We start from the raw sequence: 24,170 nt of genomic DNA on the forward strand, positions 1-24,170 counted from the left end.
ACAATCAAACCATCTTATCAGCTAGATATTTTGCTAAACCAGCCATCACATGTGGAAAGTCTGAGCTAATACCTTCTCCGAAAGCCTGCGCATCGGGACCTTGTGTATGAATAGCGTAGATAAATTTGCTCTGACCTGGGTTCACTACTTCTATCCGATGTTCGACTCGGACCCGTGTTTCACCTATTAAGGTTTCGTCAATAAAATGTATTTCTTCAGCTACATCAACAAGCTGACTACGGACGATCTCACCATCAGGAAGTTCCATTGAAAACCATGTTCCTGACACAAATGGCCCTTCAATCTTGATTGATTTTACCCCTGGATTCCACTGTTTCCAGTTAGCAGTATCGACAAATACCTGCCAAATTTGTTCCGGCGTATTATTGACATTTAACTCAAAAGATTTACTCCAAACGTTATTTTTATTCATAGAATGTTCCGATATTATTATATGTAAGTGCAAATATTATATGTGCGCTTATAATATCACTATTAGTACTAATTTCAAGTATCAGTACTGATTAAAGATTATTTTAATTTTTCTGAATAATGATCTTACTTATCATCTGATTAGGGTGGTGCTTTCTTTTAAAGTTATTATTTTCTCGAATCTTCAACCTCGTTTTGTGCTAAATAATATTACGATTCAGGGCATGGAGAATATGCTGACTCACTATTTGAGTAGAAAAATAAACTAGCTAAAATCTAATTATTGATGATAATAATCTCATCTGAAAGGGAATTTTTAACATCCACAACGAAATACAACAAAAAATGATTTAAATAAAAAATAACCCACCTCCCTTCTTGTTTAACCGGAACTAAAAACGCCTCTTATTTTAGTTCCGGTTAACTATTTACTGTATCGTGTAATACATTTTCATTGACTTAATTGCTTAACATTATTTATTTCATTAAGATATTCATTTCTTCCCTAACTTGCGGTACCGTTAAACCGACAATAATTTGTAATGATTGACCTTTGTAGACAACATTTATCGCACCATGGCTTTGAAAATAAGCAGTTTCCTCAACCAATTCAGGATTATCTACTTGGATACGTAACCGTGTTGCGCAGTTAGTTATGTGTTTAATATTTTCTTTACCGCCCAATCCTTCAATAAAGGCGATGGCTTTTTGTGTCACGACATCATGCTCATTTGTGTCAGACTCAGCATGATGCGCATCCTCACGTTTACTTTTTTGGTAATCAGATTTTGTAAAGAGTTTGATCTTAGCATCGGAACGACCTGGCGTCATAAGATTAAATTTAACAATGAGGAATTTAAACACATAGAAGTAAATGACAGTGAAAGTTAAGCCAATAGCAATTTGAATAACATACGTTACCCAATGATTTGCCCCTAGTGGTAACCAGTTTTGGAAAAGAAAATCGACAACACCTAAATAGAAATTTCCTGATACACCAAATAGGTACATAATTGTTGCCATCGTTGCTGCCAAAATGGCATGTACCAAAAATAGCATCGGAGCAATAAAGATAAAGGTAAATTCAATTGGTTCCGTGATCCCCGTCAACACAGCCGTTAGCGTTGCACCGATTAACAGTCCGGCAACCATTTTCTTATTTTCTGGCTTAGCCGTAGCATAGATAGCCATAGCAATACCAGAGCAACCGAATACTTTTCCCATTCCAATTAACATAAATCCACCTTGTGGGAATAATTCGGTTAATGGTGCATCGCTGTTAGCAAATTCAGAAATATGAGAAATCCAATAATTGACAGTACCACCATCGGTAACAATTGGACCAAAATAGACCGGACCATAGACAAAGTGATGTAGACCAGTCGGAATTAAAATACGTTCTAAAAAGGTAAACAACCAAACGCCGATCGCACCAGAATCTAAAATAATAATCTGTAAACTTTGAATTCCACTTTGGATAGGCGGCCACACCAACACCGTCAAAATTGCTAAAATAAGCATTAAAGGAAAACAAAAAATTACGATTAATGGTGTCCCAGTAAAGATATTCGCCCAATCAGGTAAACGTAAATCAAAAAAACGATTATGCATCCAAACGGTAAAAGCAGCAGTCATAATCGATCCAACAATAGAAGTATCTAAAGTTAATACGCCGCCAACTTCGGTTAATCCTGTTTGACCAGCTTGATAATTGATACCGAGCTGCTCAGACCAAACATCAATGATTCCACCAATAAAATAGTTGAATGTTAAATAAGAGATAAAAGCAGCCAATACCGCACGGCCGGATGCCTTTTTAGCTAATGCAATTGGTAAACCAAGAGCAAATAACATTGGCATATTTTGAAACAAAACCATAGATGCTTTTTGAAATATACCAACAATTTTCACATAAGTAGAGCCTTCTACTGCAAAAGGAAATAAGTGAGGATCAAGTAAAACAACCGTTAGTCCCAATAAAATGCCCGCAGCGGGAAAAAGTAAAACAGGAACAAACATTGCTGCACCAAAACGTTGAATTGTATTTCTCATATACATTAACCTTTTATTAATATATTGATTTTATTATTTTGGAAATAGTGATGTGCATTTTTAAGAATAACACTAAGCATTGATTTCAACCTTAGTGTTACTCCCAGTAATGATATAAAAATTATTTAAAGAACTGTGGCAAATAGTCTTTATTTTCGTTTAAAATCTCTTCAACAATGGCTTTGGCTTTCGGAACATTTACAACAGTTCGATTAAGTGTTAATGCATTGATTAATTTCTGTTTAGAACCTTCATACCACGCATCAACCACTAATTTTTCATAACCTAATTGAATTTCAATCATGGCTTTTTGGAATGTAGGAATAGTACCAATTGCAAATGCTTTTGGACCATCTGAAGTCAGCATACATGGTACTTCTACCATCGCATCATCTTGTAGGTTACGAATAGCACCATTATTTGGCACAATCACCAGATAGATATCACCTTTGTTATAGGCAAGTGATGCAGCAACTCGAATCATATAACGGCCGTGGATGTCATCATGAACATCTTCACCAGCAATGGAATTTTTTTCAATAATGCGTCTACACATTGCAAATACGTTTTTTTCACGACCATTAATGACTTGGCGGGCTCGGGTATTGTTAATGTCTTCTTTACTTACCATTTTTTCTGGATATAAATAGTATTGTAAATAAGTATTTGGTAAAAACTCAGGATTATCTCTTAACATGGTTTCCATGTTTTTAAATGTTGCTTGCCAAGAGGCATCGTTAGCAATCACCGCATCAACTGCTTTGATACCATCTTTTAAAATAATATCTTTAATACGTTGAGTTAAATCCTCACCTTGTTTATTTTTAATTTTAGTAAACCAACCATAGTGATTTAAACCAAAGTATTCAGGTACAAAATCCCAAATTTCACAGCCGAGCAAATTAGCATAACTCACCATGATCGCCGCTGGCATATCACAGATATTTAAGATTCGCTTATCATCCGGAAATTCCCTATTTAAGGCTTCTGCGACGATTGCGGCTGGATTAGTATAATTTAAAATCCAAGCTTCTTTTTGATAAGAGCGAATTTCACGAACTAATTCAATCATATCGCCAATTGACCGCAATCCATAAGCCATACCACCTGCTCCACAAGTTTCCTGACCGACACATTGATGTGACAAAGGAATTTGCTCATCACGTTCACGCATTTTTAAACCGCCAGAACGAATTTGCATAAAAAAGAAATCAGAATTTTCAAAAGCAACTTTTTTGTCAGTGGTATAAATAAACTCTTCAATTTCGGGATAGAGTTCTTTAAACATAATTTCCGTTGCTTTTGCATTTAATTCTTGTCGAGCAGCATCAATATCATAAAAAACTACCCTTTTTAATGGAAAGCTTTCTTTCTCTGTAACCAAACTTCGCATAATACCTAATGTATAAGTACTACCAGCGCCGACAACAGTTAAATTAATCTTTTTCATAGTATGCTTCCTAAATTATACTTGTTAAATAAAACTCACACTCAATATGTTACCAATAAGTATCTAACCAAATAATACCAATTTAATACAAATGTGAAAAAGATCACAAAATTTTTTCATTTGTTATAAGTTATAAGCTAGGAAATTATGTATATGGTAAAGTAAGAAATGCTAATAAGATGAGGCTATTTTGTATATGCTATTTGAATTATTCAATGTTAAAATAATACAAATTTAATACTAGAGAAAATACCGTGAGTAAACCACTTTACCGACAAATTGCTGAAGCTTTTGAACAAAAAATTCGCTCCGGTGAATTAGATGTTGATGATGTATTACCAACCGAACAATCTTTACAAGATATGTATAATGTAAGTCGAGTCACCGTTCGAAAAGCTATTGAACAACTTGAAAATCAAGGTTTAGTTCAGCGTATCAAAGGAAGTGGCACGTATGTAAAATATAATCCAGCCAAATATGATAGTTTTCAATTAAAGGGATTCGACGAAAATATTACCGCCCAAGGACGTACAGCTGGTACAAAAGTAATACATTTTCAATTAGAACCAGCACCATCGGCTATCGCAGAACATCTAAAAATTGAAGCGGGTACGATGATATTCTCAATTATACGAATTAGAACAATCGATGATGAACCAGAAATATTGGAACAAAGTTATATGCCTCTTTCACTCTTTCCAGATTTAAGTGTGGAAGTGATGCAAACATCAAAATATCACTATATTGAAAAACAAAAAGGCTACCAAATATCCCATAGTCGACAAGATTTAAAACCGGTTTTAGCTACTGATGTGATAGCCAAGCATTTAAATATTAAAACCAATCATCCTGTAATACGTCAACGTTCTACCAGTGAGTTAATAAATGGTGAAATATTTGAATATAGCGTTCAATATTTAAGAGGATTCCAATACCGGTTTGAGTATATTGCCCGCAGAGGATTGGAATAGGAATTCATCAACACAGTAAAGAATTTTTGATATTAATAAAAAATAGGTTTTTATGTACATCATTATTAATTGTTAAACTCGTAATACGATATCGTATTGCTAGTCGCGGTTCACGTGAATGAATTAAATTACGATTAATTGGTTAAATTAATTAAATTTACCTTATTCAGTATTAATGATCTAATGTCAAAATAGAATTTTTAACATGTACAACAAATTAAAAAAGCTAAAGAATTGAATAAAAAGATTAATAATCCCGTCGAGGTGAAACGTTAAACTGTCCTTGATTTTTGTTATATCATTCAAGGTCAGCATGCTTACCCTCTCACCAATTGGTTAATGAAAAGCAACTTGAACAACACTTATGTGGTTTAGTGAATGTGCCACATAGTCGAGATTTATATGCGCTTTTTTAAGATGCATCTGGGGATTGTGATTATCATGGCATTATTCAGCATGATGATTCGACCGAACTGTGCTCGTCGTCGGTAAAAGTAGGCCCCCCAGTAAATGCTTACTTAAGTTTTAATCGTGATGGTTTTTCATCGCATTGTCGTGATTATAAGGCTTACTGGCAATGGGTTGCTAAACGTAATGAACAGCGTTATCGTAGCAATATTGAAAACGGTAATGATTTTGATGCTAAAAATATGATGCATACCATTCGCTTATTACAAGTTGCTCACGAAATAATGACCAAAGGCACCATTACCAATAAATGCGTAAGTCGTGATGAACTGCTCGCCATTAAAAATGGTCAATTAAGCTATAATGAGATTATAAATATGGCCAAATCATTATTTGCTGACATTGAAACCGCATTACTATCCTCAACCTTACCTATAACAACCCAATACTACACAAGCGATTGCATTGTTGGTTTCGATATGTAAAACATGGTATCTCGATTGACAAGATTTCCCTAATCTGCCATCGATGAATAAAAATGGCGAAAGTTAAGGTGTATTAATATTTAATATCATTTTATTCTCATATAAATATCAATTTATAATCCTTTAGCCATTAGTTAATGAATTCGCCATCTATAAATATGTCATATAGCAACGAAAATAAGAACGTTACCTGAATAAAATTTGGTGATTATTTTTATCATTTAATCAGATAAAGGCGTAATAGCCATTTTTACTTAAAATATTACCAAAAATAAAATTTTTTATTATGAAGTATTAGGTTAAATTTAATTTTAAGTAATAAATAAATTAAATATTTTCTTTTTCAATATTTTTGAATTATAAATAACTTACTTTTTAGATAATTGGCATTTTAGTTAGAGTGATAATCATTTTTAATGCTTAAATCAGACATCATCATTATGTCATTATTAACCGTTAAAAGTATTTTTAGTTTGATATATTTATAAACAAGTTATTACTTAATAACAATTAGATGACATGCAGTAGTAAGGCTAATTGCCTTGGCTTTATCATAATAGGTCAATATTACAATATGGTTTATCTATATGACTAAAAATCTTAAAGGTAATGATATTATTATATATGCTAAAATTCTCATTCCTTCTTTAGGTAAAAAAGAACGTTTAGTGGCGAATTTTATTGTAAATAATTATGAAAATTTAAAAGCCATAAGCATTATTGAACTATCAAAACAGTTAAAAGTAAGTACGGCATGTATTACTAAAGTTGCGAAAAAGTTACGATGCAGCGGTTTTTATGATCTAAAAAAAGCCATTTCACTGAGTGAGCAAGAACAGCAAAAATCCGAATCAATCACTCGCTATGAAGATGTTTTAGAACAAACTTTTTTGAATTCAATCTTAGCATTGCAAGAATCACTATCCTTAATTGATATGAAACAATTTAAACAGATAGTGTCATTATTAGTAAACATTAAAGATAATAACAAAATCGTTATGGCTGGATGTGGTGGTTCTGGCGCCATATGTGAAGATTTTTGCCACAAGCTGTTAAAAATTGGTATTTTCTCTATTGTGTACCATGACTCCCACTTGCAACAAATGGGAGCATCGTTATTAGAAAAAGGTGATATTGTGATAGGTATCTCGCACTCAGGAAAAACAGCCGATATCGTTAATATGTTAGAAATTGCCCAGAATAATGGTGCTACAACAATATGTATGACCAATTATGTGAATAGTCCAATCACTTTTGTTTCAGACCATCCTTTGATATGTTCAGTAAAAAATCATCCTATTACTGGTGAAAATGCGACTACCAGAATTGTATTGTTAAATATACTAGACGCTATATTTACCATATTAGCCATGCAAAAAAATTCAAGTACTCAAAATAATTTATTAAAAACTCAAAATGCGGTAAAAAATAAAAGATTATAATTAGTTATCCATCATCGAGAATGATGGTTTAACCATGTTAATTATTTTCAATATTGGTATAAAACCATCGCAATAATATTGACAAATTTCAAATCCCTTCTGCTACCGATCGAGCTTTAAAATAACATTTCCTAGTTTTATTGATGAGTGATATATTCAATAACACTGATTACATACAAGTAAAGTCAATATAATCAAAACATAAAAGGCATAATAAAATAGTTATCCTGAAAACAAACATTAAGTCCACCCAATATTCACTATGTATTTATGTGTTTGTTTAAAAGTCATAACTGTTTATCGATAAATCTGTTCCTAGGGGATTTATTCTAATACCCTTTTTAATTCAGAATAATCCCCATTTATATATATTTATGGCGCATCTCGGGCTTGATTATGTATTAATCCAGCTGACAATTTTTTTAAACTTTACGACAGTAAATCATCGTCGTTTTTTAGATTGGTTGTTAAATCTAGTATTATGCTAATAAAACTATTTACTACCCAATTTTCAAATTATATTATTTTACGGCGACGTCTTCTTTTGCTACCAATTCATCTGGTGTTTTAAGTAATGGTGTCAATATTGCACTAAGAATATAAAGTCCCGAATAGATACCAATAACGCCGCCAGCCCCAATTATTGAATAAAAAACCGCTGTGATAGCTGGTGCGATAAATGCTCCTAATCCTGCACCTAAATTAAGAATTGACATAGCCGCGCCTTTGTTATCAGGGGCTAACATTGGGAATAAAGCAGATAACGGTACATAGCCAGCCATGGTGACACCACATAAGCATAGTACAACCGCCATGATATAAAAGTTATGACCTAAAATTTGCGGAACTAACCAAACAAAAATTAAAACGATAGCATAACTAACGCCTCCCACCCACATTATGGTATTTCGCCAACCAAAACGATCGCCGAAAAAGCCAAAAAATAAGTTGGCAAAAATCGCGACTAAAAACACTGATGACCACATATGTAACCATTCCGTTTTGGAATAACCAAAACTGATTAAGTAAAGTGGCAAAAATGTTGCCAATCCATATTGTGCAATTCCATTAATTGATTTAACGACTAATCCAATTGACATCACTGGACGTTTTAAAATAGTTATTGCTTTTACTAGTTCTGCGATACTAAATGGATGAATCTCCTCTGCAGCCACTGTATCTTTATTGATTAAAATCGCTAATATTGCCCCAATAATGACAAAAATCATCCCAGTCCAGAGTAAAGATTTCTCACCCATGATTGGTAGTGCCATGGCTGAAAACCAAGGTCCAATAACACTTAACCCTAAAGAAAAAGTAAACCAAAACCAGCCTACCGCCGTTGAACGACGATTAATTGGTGAACTGTAATTAATCCAGACAAGAAATGAATAGGCAAATAACGGATAACCAATTCCTCTGATAGCATAAAAAGGTAGCATCACCATCATTTCCATATTGCGTAAACCAATACCAATAAAACCAATACTACCAATTACAAAAGCAATAACGCCAAAAAACATCACCTTTCTCGGACCAAGTGTTTGTACTAGCACTCCTGTAATCCAAGCTGCCAGCGTAACTGTCACACCATAAGCCGTAATCAGATAGGAAGCTTTAGCAACAGAAAGTCCTTTTTCAACCAACCAAATAGATATCCAAGCCTGTTCCAAGCCATCGCCAATCATAAATATTGTTAACCCAATATAACCCCATAGCAAATTTTTGGGTAATCCTAACTTATCAAACATAGTAATCTCCAAGCAACTTGGTTGTATCATATAAAACGAGATAAAATGTTTATACACAAGTTATATTCAGGTGCGATTCCATCACTTTATTTTGACAAACTAAAAATAGTAATATTAATTTCTTTTCTAAGATGCCTAATATTTAAGTATTTCAAATATTATTATTTTTATGACAGACTACTTGCTTTAAGGGACGCTTCAAATTCATCCCCTTTATCTCTTTTGCACCTTGAGAATAATTTGGTATAGCGTTATTTATCACCAATTAATGTCATTAATAATTTTTGTACTTTTATTGCATCTTGATGGCGAATAATATCAGCAATATTGTCCATACCGATTTGATCAATAAAACGTGATATTTTCTGATACATTCTGATATTCTGTGTACATTCGGCCACAGGATCTTCACGGGTTGGAAAAGTATCAAAATAAATAAGACCGGAAAAATTAACGCGTTTAGCATAATAGATATATTCTAATGTTTGCATTAAATGCACAGAACCCAGCATTAGACCATCATCGCAATAACCATATCCATCATTCAGATGAAATCCAACTAAACGTTTTTGCATTGAAGTTAAAAACAGAGAAAAAGCAGGATTTTCTTTTTTCATAATCATATGGCAAAAATCTAAAGTAACGCCTAAATTCGGTGAGCCGACTTTTTCTATTAATAACAGTGTTGCCGCACAATCGCCAATAAATGAGAAAGTTCGCGGTTCATATGGCTTGTATTCAAAACTGAATTGCATATCAGGATTAGGTAAAGTTACCCGACGTAACGCATCGACAAGTAATTCATAAGCGCAAAAATAATCTTGTTGAAAACAATAGTCATAACCATCATAACCAAACCATAATGTCACTGTATTTCCGCCCAAGAAACGGCACATATCTACAGCATCTAATGTAATTTGTATAGCTTTTTCTCTGATCGTTTCATTAGGATTGGTGAATTCACCGTCAATAAATTCTTTATTGTAACGTAATGCGATCCCCCCCATCTTAAGGTTATTATCTTCAATACACTTTTTGATAGCTTGTTTATCTTGATTAATAAAATGTTCAGGATAATTTAATTCAATATGTGTCAAACCTTCTACTTGACCCATGCGATTTATAAGATCACAAGTTGTCATAGTGTTTTGTGATTGATAAAGATCTGGACGAGATCGAAATGAATTGATACGCGAAGAAAATTTCATAGTTATATTACCTCTTGTAATGTGTTTTTTTTGTTATAACCAATATTTTTATGGAGGTAAATGAAGGTTGTTAGATGTTACTAAAAATAAAATTAACCCGGCTAAAATCTTGTCGATATTTTATTTCTAGTAACATTTTTGTTTAAAAACTTTTAGGTTTTGTGATTGGTTAACTCTTTACATATTATGTGAAGGAGTACTCATTCAGATTTAAATTTAACGATGTTTTTTTATTTTAAAAGGTTAAAAAAATGGTGATTTAAACATCATTCAGCTGAATTTTTAATTAGAAACATTGACTAGTAAATACCAGTATAAATCTGAAAATACATACAAATTCTGCTGAGAATAAAAACAATTTAAGTAAGGAGTTGCCATGAAACATGATGTAGTAGTAATTGGTAGTTTAAATTATGATATTTTAATTCAGCAAGATAGGTTACCTTATGTCGGTGAAACTTTTATTGGTAATGAATTATTAATGATGCCAGGAGGTAAAGGTGCAAACCAAGCGGTTCAATGTGCAAAACTGGGTCTTAACGTAAAATTTATTGGCTGTGTTGGTAATGATATATATGGAGGTGAACTATTAAAATCACTAATAAATAATAATATCGCAACAGATGATATTTATCAAAGAGGTCCGAATTCAGGAATTGGGATTGTCCAAATCTTAGCATCTGGCGATTATTGTAGTACGATCATAAAAGGAGCTAACTATTTACTAACTAAAAATGATATTAAAGATACCTTTTTTACACATACTAAATTAGTGATTTTTCAATCCGAAGTTCCTGTCGATGTGGTTGAATATGCTATTGAGCGCGCAAAATTCTATGGCAGCCAAATCATTGTAAATAATGCTCCAGCCAGACATATTCCAACCGAAATATTAGCCAAAATAGATTATCTTATTATTAATGAAACCGAAGCGACATTTATGTCAAATCAAGATATTGTCAGTATTGATGATGCTCAAAGCTGTGCCTATACGTTATGTCGTGATCATAATATTAAAAATGTTATTATTACGTTAGGAGAACAAGGTGCTATTCATGCTGATGAGAACAAAGCTCTTCATTATCCTGCGGTATTTTGCCCGCAAGTTATTGATACAACAGGCGCCGGTGACTCATTTATTGGCGGAATTGCATGGGGAATTATTCACAATAGACCGATTGCGCAAATTATGCCTTTTGCTGCTGAAATTAGTGCTTATTCGATTCAAAAATATGGCGGTCAAAGTTCCTTTCCGTTGTTATCAGATGTTAAACATGCATTAAAAACATCTGATTAAAACTTAAAAATAATTGTTTTCTTAAAAGCCAATATTGGATAAAACGTATTTAATCATTAATATTTACCCTAAAATTGGCTTTAAATTTTGAAAATTTATTTTCTGATATTAATTTATTACTGATAACGATAATGCAAAATAGAATGATTTCATTACGTTAACTTCGTTTATTATTGGTCACTCTGGCAATATAAGTCTTATCTCGATTAAATACTCTATCTAATGTATTTGGTGCAACATCATGATAAGTTCCATCCTCGGTTTTATACTTACATTTGCGAGTAGCTTTACTATCTAAGCCGATTCAGTGTAAAACACAACTTATGATCTTTTTAGTACGGGATAGCCACTATCCCTTGCAGCATGAACGACACTTGGAGCATCTAAACGCGCTTTGTGTGGCCAATATACCTTTTGATATATCCATTTAGCGCTACCGGTTTTGCTGCTTTTTTAACCAAGCGTGAAAACCCGACCAACTTACATTTTTCACAGGCAGACTGGTTTAATTGAATAGTGTACTAAATGGTTTTCATATAACGCTATTCATCGACTTGGATGATTAAGGAAGTTAACATGCGCCTTTTTCAGGAGTTCATTCGCTATTTTCAGTTCTTTTACTTATTTTTTCTAACCCAATATTCCGTTGCTGCTCTGCGATTAGCTTTCGGTGACTAGTTTTATTTGCTGTGAATTGACTACCCCATTTATCGTGGGTGGATTTACCCACACCAAGGTGGTTGGCTAGCTTACTGATAGAAAGATATGTATTTGATAGCACATAATCGATCGCTTGTTGTTTGAACTCAGCGTTGACATTTTTGACCATGATGTTTTTTCTTCTATGATTTTTTAGACATATGATAGCGGTGATATATGTCCACTTTTTTTGCGAGAATCATCTATCCCATGGTTGTACAGAAAAAATGTTATCTTTTATTTTTATTTAATATTTCTAGTAAATAAGAAATAATAAAAGTTTAAAAAATTGAATGAATGAATCCATTAAAATTACCATTAGAGAAATGATAAAAAATGAAGAAAAAAATAAAAAAAATTTTTTTTCGAAATTAGATGTAATTAACTACAAGCCCTAGTTTTTTAATAAGAGAAGCTATAAAAAAGCTAAATTATATTATATTTTGATTAGTAAATACTCAAAGCAATGTAAACAAAAAACAGTGGTAATTAAATTTATTCAATGATGTTTCGTATTAATTTAATTACCAAGATGGTAATTTAAATAATCGTCCTTGTATCCCTTCATCATGTAATATCAATGCAATTTCATTCTTATCAAAGAAAATATCGCTATCAAGCGGAATATCTGAATCAATTACAGTAATAATTTGTTGAATACCTAAATTAGAATATTGTCTTATCACATTAAGAAGATTTATCTTTTTTCTGCCATCTAAAGATTCAAATATTCCATCGTGGTAAACAAAACGAGGAAAATTATCTTTAAGATGACTACGTATTATAGCTAAATCAAAAGCGACACATAACAATTTTTTATAAGTATGACCATCATCAGCACTTGTTGAGCGACCCGTTTCATCTAAAATATCAGCATTAAAATCGAGATGATCTTTTTGATTAATATTAACGCTGAGTAACGCTTTACGAGAAATAACATCTTCAACAATGCGATTAAAATACAACCTAGTCTCGGAAAATAAACTTGTTTCCTGTTTATTTTGCGTATCTAAATCTTTTTCCATATCAATTCGAACTTTTTGAGATTGCTTATCTAATAATCTAATTTCGGTCTTAAGAGCTTGCAATTTGTGAATAAATTCTTTTTGTTTTTCTAAAAAAGCAATATCAGCTTTTAAGGTAATTAAATCATTAGATATTTGTTTATATTTATCAAAAATATCTGTTTCACCTAAAAATGATAAAGTTTGTGTTCTTTCTTCACCTAATTGCAATAATCTTTGATTAATATTTGTTAGCTCTTTTTTTATTGATAGTTGATTAAAATCTTTTTTTAATTGTTCAGGGAAAAGAATACCGGCTTCTTTGTACAAGCTTTCAGCCTCATCAGGATCAAATAATATTTGTTGTTTTTGTAAAGATAATTCTATCTTTTTTCGATTAAAATCCAATGAGTAGCGATTTTTATTCAATGTAGCTATTTGCAAATCTAATTCATCAATGAGTTTTTTAGTTTTTGCTTGATCCACTGAGTGAAAATCGAACTTATCCAACAGGCGTTGCCGCTCATTAACATCCTGCTGTTTTAATAATAAAAGCCCATCAATCCGGCTTATATCTTCAATTGAACCACCTAACTCTTGTTTTACTATCGTTTCTCTATCTTGTGCATCTTTAAGTTTAGCTTCTAGTTCATAATGCTTTACAATTAAATCAGAATTAAAACCAAGAATATGAGCAAGAAAAGGTTTCCAATCTTTATGTTTAGAGGCAAACTTTCTTAATTGAAAAACATCACGGTAATCATCTTGAGAACGTAATAAATAACCTAAAATTTTGCGATATTGCCATGGTTTAATCAAATAAAAATTTAATATACTGTCTAAAATCTCTTTCGCTTTATCAAATGGTACATTTTCATGATCCCAATGTGCTAATTGCGTAAAATCTTGGTGTGAATCGGTGTGTTTCTTTATACTGATACGTGTTGCATCTGTAACACTGCGACGAATAGTGAGGTAAGAACCATCTTCTAATACCAACTCTAAAAAAAACACAAATTGCTTAAATAGTTGTTCATGTTTAAATAAAAAGAATTCTGATTTTTTTTGAGATAAAAAACAAAAATCAAGTAATTTGCCTAATGTCGATTTACCTAAATTATGGGTATCTTTTTTCTTATTTTCAGGAAAGCGAATTTCAGCTTGAATTACGTTCAAACCTGATGAAAAAATAATAGTTTCAAATAAATCTGGTTTATTTGAATATAATTTAGATAGTTTCATTTATCCCCACATATTCGATTGAGTCAGTTTTTGCATGATACTCAACTAACCCTAATAAAAAAAGAAGATTAAGTGCAGGTAGAAATAAAAATTGACCACCTTCAACTGACTTTTTAGCATATTCTAATAAACCATCATATTTTTCTAGTCTCTTTTTCTTAATATAATAAAGTAATAAAAAAGACATGTTAATAATAGTCTTATCCGGGTGAGTATGTTTATTGGGTCTTAGCATCTTCATTCTCACCTATATCACAACTCCAATACATAAAAAACAACATGACATTCACTAATCGTTTATGTTTAGCTTGCCTCAAAATTGGCTCTCTATCAACTAATAACTTTGATAAGTAATTCATTATGTGATCAAAAGTCTGATAATCTTTTCTTTTTGCAATAATATTTAAGCAAAACTCTTCTGCTGCAAGCTCATAACGTTCACGTAGTGCAGTATTTTCAGCTAAAGATAGAAAAGATTCAATTTCATTAACGTCTTTTAAGTAACGCCGCTTAAGCTCATTAGCATAAGCCTCAGTCATATTATTTAGCTGATTTTTTCTAGCGTAAGTGGTTCGCTCAATATTGATATTGGTTATACTTCTTTCTAGTGTTCGCGCTTGATTTGCAAATGCCTGGATAACTTCTGCTAAATCGTCAGGACTAACAATTAACGGACCATCGATAGGATCTAGATCAGCGATTCTCATTATTTCAGGATATCGTTTAAGATAAAGTTCTATCTGATTAATATCTATGATCTTTACTGATGCTATATCGACTTCAATATAGTCTGAAATCGTTTTACATATTTCACTCTCTGCATTACCAGTTAAACGACGATTAGTAAACAAGACATAATTATCCAGCTCACCTTTATCTTTTAACTTTTTGATACGAAGCAGTTCACCACCAATTACGGTATTGGGGTTAGTTTTCTTTATTATAAAAATCAGATTCAGAGCAATTACGATTATAGCCATTAGTATGTTTGGCTTGAATAATTGTTGTTCCAACCCAAGGTGAACTTCTACTGGGAAATAATTCGGCAGTACCAATAAATTTAGCGTCTCTCCCACCATCAGGACCCTTAGCAAATCCTTGTGTAGAAATACCCATTATATGCTGGCAAATAATAACAACTAATCTTTCAAATTGTTCATCACTCATATCTTCATAAGCATATTTCATGATATATGTATTCCTTACTACTAAAAGTGCCAAACATTATAACTGTGTTTATATACATAACAATAATAAGTTTATTATTTTACGAGCAAGCTCGCATTTTTGATACTCATTACTCTTAAGCTTTCACCGTTTTCTTGCTAAAATTTTTGTACTTCTTTAGCATCAATTTCCATAATTGTTTTACAGTAATGCATGCAATTCGAATACTAATTGTTTTATCTTAGAGGAAATTACCAAGATGACAGAAAAAGAAAAAACACAAATAACCCAAACTATTTAATTTGTAAAAAACATTGAGGATGTCTATACCGTTTCAATCAGCACGTTAAATGATTTCTCTTTAAAATCGCGATTATAGAATTTTGACTGCTGTTTTTGCTTTCTACATTCTATAGTCGATATATTAAGTATTAATTACCCAAAATTCATTCAAATAAATCGGCCATATCAATTTAAAATCAAGTTAGCTACTTTATTCAAGACAAAGCCAATTATCTATCTAATACTACTGTTTTCTACCCTTAATTATGTTGTAGTTAGACGGATAAAAGTATGGATAAAGAGATAGATTCGCCACCGCAGCCAATTAAACGTAAAAAGAAGCTGATTATATTAACGCTATTATTTCTTTTTTTTGCTTTGGCTTATGGCGTTTATTGGTTTATGTTTAGTCGATTTAATCAATCAACTGATAATGCCTATGTTATGGGTAATCAGGTCCCGGTTGATGCGCAAGTAAATGGTGGAATATTGACGATTAATGTCGATAATAACGATTTTATTCAACAAAATGATGTGATAGCAACGATTGATGCAGTTGATGCAGAAAATGAATTTGGTTATGCCAAAAATGCGTTAATCAAAGCGATTAGAGAGTTGCATCAAATTCAGATCACAAATGAAAAACTTTCAGCCAGCATTCAGTTAAAACAAGTCACCTTAGACAAACTTAAGCAAGATCTTGTACGCCGGGAGAATCTTTGGTTAAGAAAGGTCATTTCAAAAGAAGAGATTATTCATGCAAGGCAAGATGTCGATTTTGCTATTAATGATTTAAAGATATCTCAGCATGAATTAGCCATTAATAATGCGCTACTAATGAAAACGCCATTATTAGAACAACCAAGTATTCAGCAAGCAATTTTTAAATTAAAACAAGCTTGGCTTAACTTAAAGCGAACCAAAATCACCGCACCTGTAACTGGGTATGTCGCGAGGCGAAGTGTCCAAGTTGGTACACAAGTGACTAAAGGTGAGCGTTTAATGGTTATTGTTCCGTTAGATCAAGTATGGGTAGAAGCAAATTTTAAAGAGGTACAGTTAAACGATATTCGTATCGGTCAGCCAGTTACCTTAGAAAGTGATTACTATGGTGAAAAAGTTGAGTATAAAGGAAAGATAAGTGGTATTGCGATGGGCACCGGTGGCGCTTTTTCTTTGCTACCTGCACAAAATGCGACAGGAAATTGGATCAAAGTGATTCAACGTTTACCGGTACGGATTGAATTAGACAAAGCGCAACTTAAACAATTTCCATTACGTATAGGCTTATCAATGCGTGTCAATGTGGATACGCATGATACGACAGGTAAGCTTTTAACCGATATTCCAGCGAAGACGATAAAATATCAAACGGATTCACTTTCTTTTGATGAAACTGAATTTGAGCAGCTCGTTAAGAATATTGTAAAAACCAATTTCTACGCTACGCAGATTATTCAATGAATCAAAGTAAAGCGTCCTCATTGCCTTTAACCGGCATCAGATTTATCCTACTAATTATTTTATTAGCGATAATCGCGTTTTTACAGATTTTGGATTTAACAATTACTAATGTGGCGTTATCAACCATTACGGGTAATCTTGGTGCTTCAAATTCGCAAGGAACGTGGGTTATCACCTCTTTTGCCGTTGCTAATGCTATTTCGATCCCCTTAACGGGATGGTTAGCTCAGCGTTTTGGTGAAGTGAAATTATTTACTTATTCTATCTTATTTTTCGTAGTCACTTCTTGGCTTTGTGGTATTTCAAATAGTTTAGCCATGCTGATTTTTTCAAGATTATTGCAAGGTATGGTTTCTGGACCAATCATCCCTCTATCGCAAAGCTTGCTATTAGCGTATTGCCCGCCGGCCAAAAAAAATATGTCATTAGCCATATGGTCAATGACAATTATTATTGCGCCAATCTGTGGTCCAATTCTAGGTGGTTGGATTAGTGATAATTATTTTTGGGGATGGATCTTTTTAATCAATATTCCTTTCGGGATCATCATTTGGTTTGGTGTCCACCTTTTATTAAAAGATCGTGAAACGGCTACCAGCAAATTACCCATTGATAGGATTGGATTAGTTTTATTTATAGCTGGCGTGGGGTGTTTACAACTGGTATTAGATAGAGGAAAAGAGCTTGATTGGTTTAATTCTAATCAGATTATTATTCTTTCTGTATTAGCTGTTGTTTTTATTAGTTATTTTATTATTTGGGAACAAACAACAGATTATCCAATTATTGATTTATCCGTTTTTAAATCCCGAAATTTTACCATTGGCACAATTTGTATCAGTTTGGCATTTTTACTCCATATTGGCACGCTGGTTATTCAACCACAATTATTACAACGTGTGTTTGGTTATACTGCAACTTACGCCGGTTTAGTGTTGGCGCCAATTGGTTTGGTTCCTATTTTTCTTGCGCCAATAATTGGCCGATTTGCTTCAAATGTTGATATGCGAAAAGTGGTGACGTTTAGCTTTATTGTGTTTGCACTCTGTTTTTTTTGGCGAGCATATACATTTGAATCAAACATGACTTTTGCTGATGCAGCATGGCCGCAGTTTTATCAAGGCTTTGCGATAGCATGTTTTATTATGCCCTTAAATATTATTATTTTATCTGATATTCCTATTCATAAATTAGCAATTGCCGGCAGTATTTTTAACTTTTTTAGAACGTTGTCGACATCAGTTGGTACCTCGTTAACCGCTACTTTATGGGAGCGTCGTGAAGTGATTCATCACAGTCAATTGACTGATATAATTTATCAAAATTCCCAAGCATTAAATTACACTTATCAACAGTTCAATCAACTAGATTTATCTAACATGCAAGTGTCAGCTATGCTGGCACAACAGATTACCAATCAAGGATTATTAATTGGCATTAATGAAATATTTTGGCTATATGGTATGATATTTTTAGGTTTAATTGGTATAGTATGGTTAGCAAAATCTTCAGTGAAGGTTAATTGATACTTGGCTAATCAAGTCAATGTGATTTTTATTTTGTGGCAGGAGTTAAGTATCAATCATTGGTATAGTATTCAGATATAAAATAAGCAGGAGAGCGCATTTTGCATATTGATTCAGTGATTCAATTAGATGAACAAGACTCAGCAACTTTGTACTTTCTCCATAACGTTAATACCGATTTTCATCGCCATCCTTGTTTACAATTAACGATATCACTAAACGATATTTTTTTAAGTTTAGAAACAGAAGATAAAAAGTATCGTGAATTTGGTTTTATTATTCGTTCAAATCTGTCACATAAATTAAATACAACTTGCGCTATCAATTTTTTACTCGAACCCGACGCGCCTTATTTTCATTTGTTGTCACATTTTACCGAAAACGATCCTATTTATCGTTTATCGCGTGAAGAAGCCTCAATACTGGCACAATATTTTATACAAACTATTGAAAATAAACAGGTATTCGATGTCGAGCATATTGTTAATTTATTATATCGCCCTAATACAAGTTGTCTTTGTCGGCAAGATAGTCGAATAGTTAAAGCAATTTCAATAATTTCGTTATTGCCGGTAAAACAGATATCCTCAAAAGACATTGCTGATAAAATTTATTTATCCGAAAGTCGTTTTTTACATTTATTTCGAGAAAATCTAGGTATTAATTTCCGAGGCTATCTGTTATGGAAAAGATTGCGTGATGTTATTAATACGCTTGACGCATCGGCAACTTTAACAACGTTAGCTAATGATATGGGCTTTGCCGATTCAGCTCACTTTAGCCGAACTTGTGTTGCAAGTTTCGGATTAAGGCCCTCAGAGCTGAAACGAGCGTTAATTTATAATCAAAAATTGCCAAACAATAAACATGGTAAACATATTTATTGTTTGCATAAGCAAAATTTAGATATAAATTAAACGATGCAAATAACAACAGTGGGATAGTTGCAATGGAACGGCGAATAAAACAGAAAATTACTGAATTAGAACAACAATATCATATCCATATTTTATACGCTTGTGAGTCGGGTAGTCGGGCGTGGGGATTTCCCTCGCCAAATAGTGATTATGATGTGCGTTTTATTTACGTTCATCCGTTGGATAAGTATTTAGCTATTGATAATCCTTCATCACATTTAACTTTTCCTGTAGATGATGAATTGGATTTACAAGGTTGGGATCTGAAAAAGACGTTACAGTTAATACGTAAGTCCAACACCACACCATTTGAATGGCTACAATCTCCAATTATTTATCAACAAAATGAAGCCATTGCGGGCCAACTGTGGCAACTGTGTGCCCACTTTTTTAATGCGCGTGGTAATATTTATCACTATTTAGGTATTGCCAAAAGTGCATTACAAAACCGTGATGGGCAACAAATTGGTATAAAAAAACTGTTTTATGTGCTAAGACCACTATTGTGTGCTAAATGGTGCCTAGAAAAACGGCAAATTGCGCCCATGTCAATCATTCCGTTATTAACGTTGTTACCGGACAGTTTGCACCAGCAAATTAATGATATTATTACCTTAAAAGCAACCATGGTGGAATCAGCGCCAATTACCATTGCGCCAGAAATCTTATTGTTTATTGAACAATCAATGATTGATATCTCTGAACAAGTTCAATCTATCTGCGAACAACATTTTAATGCAGATAAATTAGATCAATTTTTTAGGCAAACATTAATGACTTTAAAATAGCGTTGAGGGAGACTTAATGACAATTGATGATTTAAAAGCGCAAAATCTTATTTTGTTTGAAGTGATTAGTGGTAGTCGTTCATTCGGATTAGCTACCGAAACATCGGATACGGATATCAAAGGGGTATTTTATCTACCTAAAGATAAATTTTATGGACTGGAGTATATTCCGCAAATTAGTAATGAAACCAATGATATTGTCTATTATGAATTAGGACGCTTTGTCGAGTTATTACTAAAAAATAATCCGAATATTTTAGAAGTATTGGCTTCTGCACCAGACTGTATTTTATATCAACATCCGATAATGCAGCAGTTAACCCTTGATCTATTTCTATCTCAACAAACTAAACAAACCTTTGCTCACTATGCCATGTCACAAATTAAAAAAGCCAAAGGATTGAATAAAAAAATTAATAATCCCATTGAGGTGAAACGTAAAACAGTCCTTGATTTTTGTTATATCATTCAAGGTCAGCATGCTTATCCTCTCACCAATTGGTTAAATGAAAAGCATCTTGATCAACACTTATGTGGTTTAGTGAATGTGCCACATAGTCGAGATTTATATGTCCTTTTTTATGATGCATCGGGAGATTGCGGTTATCATGGCATTATTCAGCATGATGATTCGACTGAACTGTGCTTGTCGTCGGTGAAAGAAGGCACCCCAGTAAATGCTTACTTAAGTTTTAATCGTGATGGTTTTTCATCGCATTGTCGTGATTATAAGGCTTACTGGCAATGGGTTGCCGAACGAAATGAGCAGCGTTATCGTAGCAATATTGAAAATGGTAATGATTTTGATGCTAAAAATATGATGCATACCATTCGCTTATTACAAGTTGCTCACGAAATAATGACCAAAGGCACCATTACCAATAAATGCGCTAATCGTGATGAACTGCTCGCCATTAAAAATGGTCAATTAAGCTATGATGAGATTATAAATATGGCCGAATCATTACTGGCTGACATTGAAACCGAATCACTGACATCATCACTACCTGAACAACCTGATTCAACTAAGGTATTACAGATTTTGGTTAATATGCGAGAGTCGTTGTATAATCAATATTTATTGTAATAATTTTTCAAAAAAATTGATTATAACTTTATACTTGACAATTTATAACCAACACATAATAATGGCGCCGATTTTTTCAACATATCACTTTAAATGAGGTGGCAAAATGCCTGTAACTTACTTTTTATCTTAACGCCGACACGGTGATCTTCTATATTTCTTTATGCTTAATTTTTATTAAGCATGCTTAATTCCTCTCATTTATAGATCTATTTACCTTGTCGGTTTCCTCTTATTTTTTAATAGAGAAAACATTATGACAACGGAATTATATACTCAAAATTTACAATTAATTAAATACCCACGAACACCACATTTACAAGGATCTCGTTTGCAAACCGGTGATAGCGAACAAGGTCAGTTAGCTTATAAACTGTTAGCGAGTCAATATATTGTGGTTGAGGAAAAACTTGATGGAGCTAACTGTGCTATTAGCTTTTCTGCTGGCGGTGAAATGTTACTACAATCAAGAGGACACTACTTAATAGGCGGGGGGCGAGAACGCCAGTTTAACTTGCTGAAGCATTGGGCAAAAGTACATGAACATTGGTTATTAGATCATTTACAAGATCGCTATATTATGTATGGGGAATGGTTACATAAAAAGCACTCAATTTTTTATGATGCTTTACCACACTATTTTTGTGAGTTCGATATTTGGGATCGACAACAACAATGTTTTTTATCAACTCAAGCGCGACATGCTTTATTAGTTAACGGTCCGATATTATCGGTTCCTGTTTTATATGCAGGAATAGCTCCAGCAAAACTGAGTGATTTAGTGGCATTAGTTACTAACTCATTAGCCAAAAGTCCTACATGGAAAAGCTGTTTTGAAGAAATTATCCAACGTGAAAAACTTGATCTAACTAAAGCATGGAAACAATGTGATAAATCTGATTTGATGGAAGGGTTATACCTCAAAATTGAAACTGATGAACATACAGTTGGTCGACTAAAATGGGTTAGACAAGATTTTGTGCAAGCAATTTTGGACGCGGGTCAGCATCATGCTGAACAGCCATTTATTCCAAATCAATTAACCGGTGAGGCTGATATTTATTCGCCTAAATTAGTAATCAATTGGAATAAACTAAATACATGGGAATAACGTATGAATTATCAAGATTTAAAACAACTTGTAGTACATAGTATAGCACAAGATAGTTTTGACCAATGGTTAACGGTTATTCCTGAACTTAACGCACTTACCACTACACCACAAGATCCGCTTTATCATGGTGAAGGTGATGTATGGACGCATACCCAAATGGTATTAAGGAGCTTAATAAACCAACCAGAATTTTCACAGCTAACGGAAGATGAACAATTTGTGTTATTTATGACCGCATTATTGCATGATATTGCCAAGCCAGAAACAACAATAATTGATTCAGTAACAGGTAAAATAAGTCAACCGCGGCATGCTAAAAAAGGAGAAATTCGTAGCCGAGTGCTTCTTTGGCGAATGGGGGTACCATTTGAATTAAGAGAGCAAATATGTCGCATTATTTGTAAGCACCAAGTTCCTTTTTTTGCCTTAGCTGAACTCAAAAAAAATATGACACCAGCGTTTTTAGTTCATTGGTTATCCTGGCAATTACCAATTTGGATGCTTTGTATGCAAGCAAAAGCAGATATACAAGGACGAATTTGTGCTGACAATAATAGACTGTTAGATGAAGTAGAATTATTCAAACAATTTGCTCAGGAAGAAGGATGTTTATATCAACCAAGAGTTTTTGCTGATGATTATACTCGAGTTCAATATTTTCGTGGTGCGAATGTTTTGCCAGATTATACTTTGTATCCGAAAAATGGCGCTAATGTCATTATGATGGCGGGACTACCTGCAGCAGGTAAAAATACATGGGTAAGTAAATACTACCCATTATTACCTGTTGCATCTTATGATGATGCAAGAGTTGCGCTTAAATTAAAGCATGGTGAAAATGAAGGAAAAGTCATTCAATATGTATTAAAGCAAGTTAAACAGTGGCTAGGTGCTAAACAAGATTTTGTTTGGAATGCAACGCACTTATCATACGATATACGTCAAAAGGCTTTAGATTTATTATATGCTTATCATGCCAATGTGAAAATTATTTATATTGAACAACCGGAAAAAGAACTTTATCGACGTAATATTAAACGAGATACCAGTTTAACTAATAACAGGCTTCAGTCAATGTTTAATAAATGGGAAATCCCACAACAAACCGAAGCTAATCAAGTTAGCTATATCATTAATCAGGGCGAATAAATATCGCCCTTCACTTTCTATTATCTTAATCAATCGAATGCTTTTAAGATATTAATTATTTGCTATCTAAAAAGCAAACTTGAACAAAAAATTTCAATCTTCTTATTGTTAAGTAAATATTGTTGTTATCAATACAAATATCAAGCTATTGAGCTTTTTAGTACGTACATCACGTCATAAATTTGCAACGTTATCCATCATATAGTTTCATTGTTGTAACGGCTTAATACTTCAA

The 24,170-nt window shown here is 33.0% G+C and carries 21 protein-coding genes; 11 read left to right on the top strand and 10 right to left on the bottom strand.

Translation table 11 applies throughout. The annotated features are described in order from the left end of the window. Nucleotides 1-4: 4 nt before the first annotated feature. The 3 genes from FcAc13_RS10610 to FcAc13_RS10620 form a co-directional block, all read right to left on the bottom strand. Nucleotides 5-433 (bottom strand): SRPBCC family protein, encoded by a 429-nt coding sequence (locus FcAc13_RS10610; protein WP_187756197.1) that lies wholly within the window; start codon nucleotides 431-433, stop codon nucleotides 5-7. Between the two features lie 476 nt (nucleotides 434-909). Beyond that, a complete protein-coding gene (locus tag FcAc13_RS10615) occupies nucleotides 910-2,484 on the bottom strand; it encodes an alpha-glucoside-specific PTS transporter subunit IIBC (RefSeq protein WP_187756198.1) in 1,575 nt (524 codons plus the stop codon). Nucleotides 2,485-2,605: 121 nt separating this feature from the next. Continuing rightward, on the bottom strand, nucleotides 2,606-3,934 hold the full coding sequence (locus FcAc13_RS10620; protein WP_187756199.1) for a 6-phospho-alpha-glucosidase: 1,329 nt from the start codon (nucleotides 3,932-3,934) through the stop codon (nucleotides 2,606-2,608). A gap of 254 nt (nucleotides 3,935-4,188) precedes the next feature. Here FcAc13_RS10620 and FcAc13_RS10625 point away from each other — a divergent pair, with 254 nt between their 5' ends. From FcAc13_RS10625 to FcAc13_RS10635, 3 genes are all read left to right on the top strand, one after another. After that, nucleotides 4,189-4,905 (top strand): UTRA domain-containing protein, encoded by a 717-nt coding sequence (locus FcAc13_RS10625; protein WP_187756200.1) that lies wholly within the window; start codon nucleotides 4,189-4,191, stop codon nucleotides 4,903-4,905. Between the two features lie 650 nt (nucleotides 4,906-5,555). Further along, nucleotides 5,556-5,798, top strand: coding sequence for a hypothetical protein (locus FcAc13_RS10630; RefSeq protein ID WP_187756201.1), 243 nt, complete (start codon nucleotides 5,556-5,558; stop codon nucleotides 5,796-5,798). 587 nt (nucleotides 5,799-6,385) lie between these two features. Next, a complete protein-coding gene (locus FcAc13_RS10635; RefSeq protein WP_187756202.1) occupies nucleotides 6,386-7,240 on the top strand; it encodes an SIS domain-containing protein in 855 nt (284 codons plus the stop codon). Nucleotides 7,241-7,761: 521 nt separating this feature from the next. Here the strand turns inward: FcAc13_RS10635 and FcAc13_RS10640 are convergent. Continuing rightward, nucleotides 7,762-8,991, bottom strand: coding sequence for an RbtT/DalT/CsbX family MFS transporter (locus FcAc13_RS10640; protein ID WP_187756203.1), 1,230 nt, complete (start codon nucleotides 8,989-8,991; stop codon nucleotides 7,762-7,764). 251 nt (nucleotides 8,992-9,242) lie between these two features. Further along, nucleotides 9,243-10,199 carry a sugar phosphate isomerase/epimerase family protein gene (locus FcAc13_RS10645; protein WP_187756204.1) on the bottom strand — a complete coding sequence of 319 codons (957 nt, stop codon included), beginning with the start codon at nucleotides 10,197-10,199 and terminating at the stop codon, nucleotides 9,243-9,245. Nucleotides 10,200-10,575: 376 nt separating this feature from the next. Here FcAc13_RS10645 and FcAc13_RS10650 point away from each other — a divergent pair, with 376 nt between their 5' ends. Continuing rightward, the gene (locus FcAc13_RS10650) at nucleotides 10,576-11,496 is read left to right on the top strand and encodes a ribokinase (protein ID WP_187756205.1); all 921 of its coding nucleotides are present in this window, start codon (nucleotides 10,576-10,578) and stop codon (nucleotides 11,494-11,496) included. Between the two features lie 595 nt (nucleotides 11,497-12,091). On the opposite strand, the gene FcAc13_RS10655 is transcribed toward FcAc13_RS10650, so the two are convergent. The 5 genes from FcAc13_RS10655 to FcAc13_RS12250 form a co-directional block, all read right to left on the bottom strand. Continuing rightward, nucleotides 12,092-12,325: a hypothetical protein gene (locus FcAc13_RS10655; protein ID WP_187756206.1), complete on the bottom strand. Its 234-nt coding sequence runs from the start codon at nucleotides 12,323-12,325 to the stop codon at nucleotides 12,092-12,094. Between the two features lie 394 nt (nucleotides 12,326-12,719). Further along, nucleotides 12,720-14,441: a DUF2326 domain-containing protein gene (locus FcAc13_RS10660; protein WP_187756207.1), complete on the bottom strand. Its 1,722-nt coding sequence runs from the start codon at nucleotides 14,439-14,441 to the stop codon at nucleotides 12,720-12,722. Further along, nucleotides 14,428-14,676, bottom strand: coding sequence for an ABC-three component system middle component 8 (locus FcAc13_RS10665; protein ID WP_065558016.1), 249 nt, complete (start codon nucleotides 14,674-14,676; stop codon nucleotides 14,428-14,430). Before FcAc13_RS10665 ends, FcAc13_RS10660 begins: the two co-directional genes overlap by 14 nt. Beyond that, complete coding sequence (locus FcAc13_RS10670; protein ID WP_246415130.1) at nucleotides 14,660-15,421, bottom strand: ABC-three component system protein; 762 nt, start codon at nucleotides 15,419-15,421, stop codon at nucleotides 14,660-14,662. Before FcAc13_RS10670 ends, FcAc13_RS10665 begins: the two co-directional genes overlap by 17 nt. Further along, entirely contained in the window at nucleotides 15,369-15,629 is a 261-nt protein-coding gene (locus tag FcAc13_RS12250; protein WP_246415131.1) for a restriction endonuclease, read from the bottom strand. The genes FcAc13_RS10670 and FcAc13_RS12250 overlap by 53 nt, the downstream gene beginning before the upstream one ends. Nucleotides 15,630-16,181: 552 nt before the next feature. On the opposite strand from FcAc13_RS12250, the gene FcAc13_RS10675 reads away from it, so the two are divergent. The 7 genes from FcAc13_RS10675 (at nucleotide 16,182) to FcAc13_RS10705 (ending at nucleotide 23,935) form a co-directional block, all read left to right on the top strand. Next, complete coding sequence (locus FcAc13_RS10675; RefSeq protein ID WP_187756208.1) at nucleotides 16,182-17,354, top strand: HlyD/EmrA/EmrK family protein; 1,173 nt, start codon at nucleotides 16,182-16,184, stop codon at nucleotides 17,352-17,354. Beyond that, nucleotides 17,351-18,880, top strand: a complete 1,530-nt coding sequence (locus tag FcAc13_RS10680) for a DHA2 family efflux MFS transporter permease subunit (protein WP_187756209.1) — start codon at nucleotides 17,351-17,353, stop codon at nucleotides 18,878-18,880. The genes FcAc13_RS10675 and FcAc13_RS10680 overlap by 4 nt, the downstream gene beginning before the upstream one ends. A 101-nt stretch (nucleotides 18,881-18,981) precedes the next feature. Further along, nucleotides 18,982-19,797: an AraC family transcriptional regulator gene (locus tag FcAc13_RS10685; RefSeq protein WP_187756210.1), complete on the top strand. Its 816-nt coding sequence runs from the start codon at nucleotides 18,982-18,984 to the stop codon at nucleotides 19,795-19,797. Nucleotides 19,798-19,829: 32 nt separating this feature from the next. Then, nucleotides 19,830-20,585, top strand: a complete 756-nt coding sequence (locus tag FcAc13_RS10690) for a nucleotidyltransferase domain-containing protein (RefSeq protein ID WP_187756211.1) — start codon at nucleotides 19,830-19,832, stop codon at nucleotides 20,583-20,585. A gap of 16 nt (nucleotides 20,586-20,601) precedes the next feature. After that, nucleotides 20,602-21,672: a nucleotidyltransferase domain-containing protein gene (locus FcAc13_RS10695; RefSeq protein WP_187756212.1), complete on the top strand. Its 1,071-nt coding sequence runs from the start codon at nucleotides 20,602-20,604 to the stop codon at nucleotides 21,670-21,672. Nucleotides 21,673-21,928: 256 nt separating this feature from the next. Then, the gene (locus FcAc13_RS10700) at nucleotides 21,929-22,783 is read left to right on the top strand and encodes an RNA ligase family protein (RefSeq protein ID WP_187756213.1); all 855 of its coding nucleotides are present in this window, start codon (nucleotides 21,929-21,931) and stop codon (nucleotides 22,781-22,783) included. Between the two features lie 3 nt (nucleotides 22,784-22,786). Then, nucleotides 22,787-23,935 carry an AAA family ATPase gene (locus FcAc13_RS10705; RefSeq protein WP_187756214.1) on the top strand — a complete coding sequence of 383 codons (1,149 nt, stop codon included), beginning with the start codon at nucleotides 22,787-22,789 and terminating at the stop codon, nucleotides 23,933-23,935. The last annotated feature ends 235 nt before the right edge of the window (nucleotides 23,936-24,170 follow it).

The organism is Frischella japonica, from assembly GCF_014489845.1.
Taxonomy (GTDB): Bacteria; Pseudomonadota; Gammaproteobacteria; order Enterobacterales; family Orbaceae; genus Frischella; species Frischella japonica.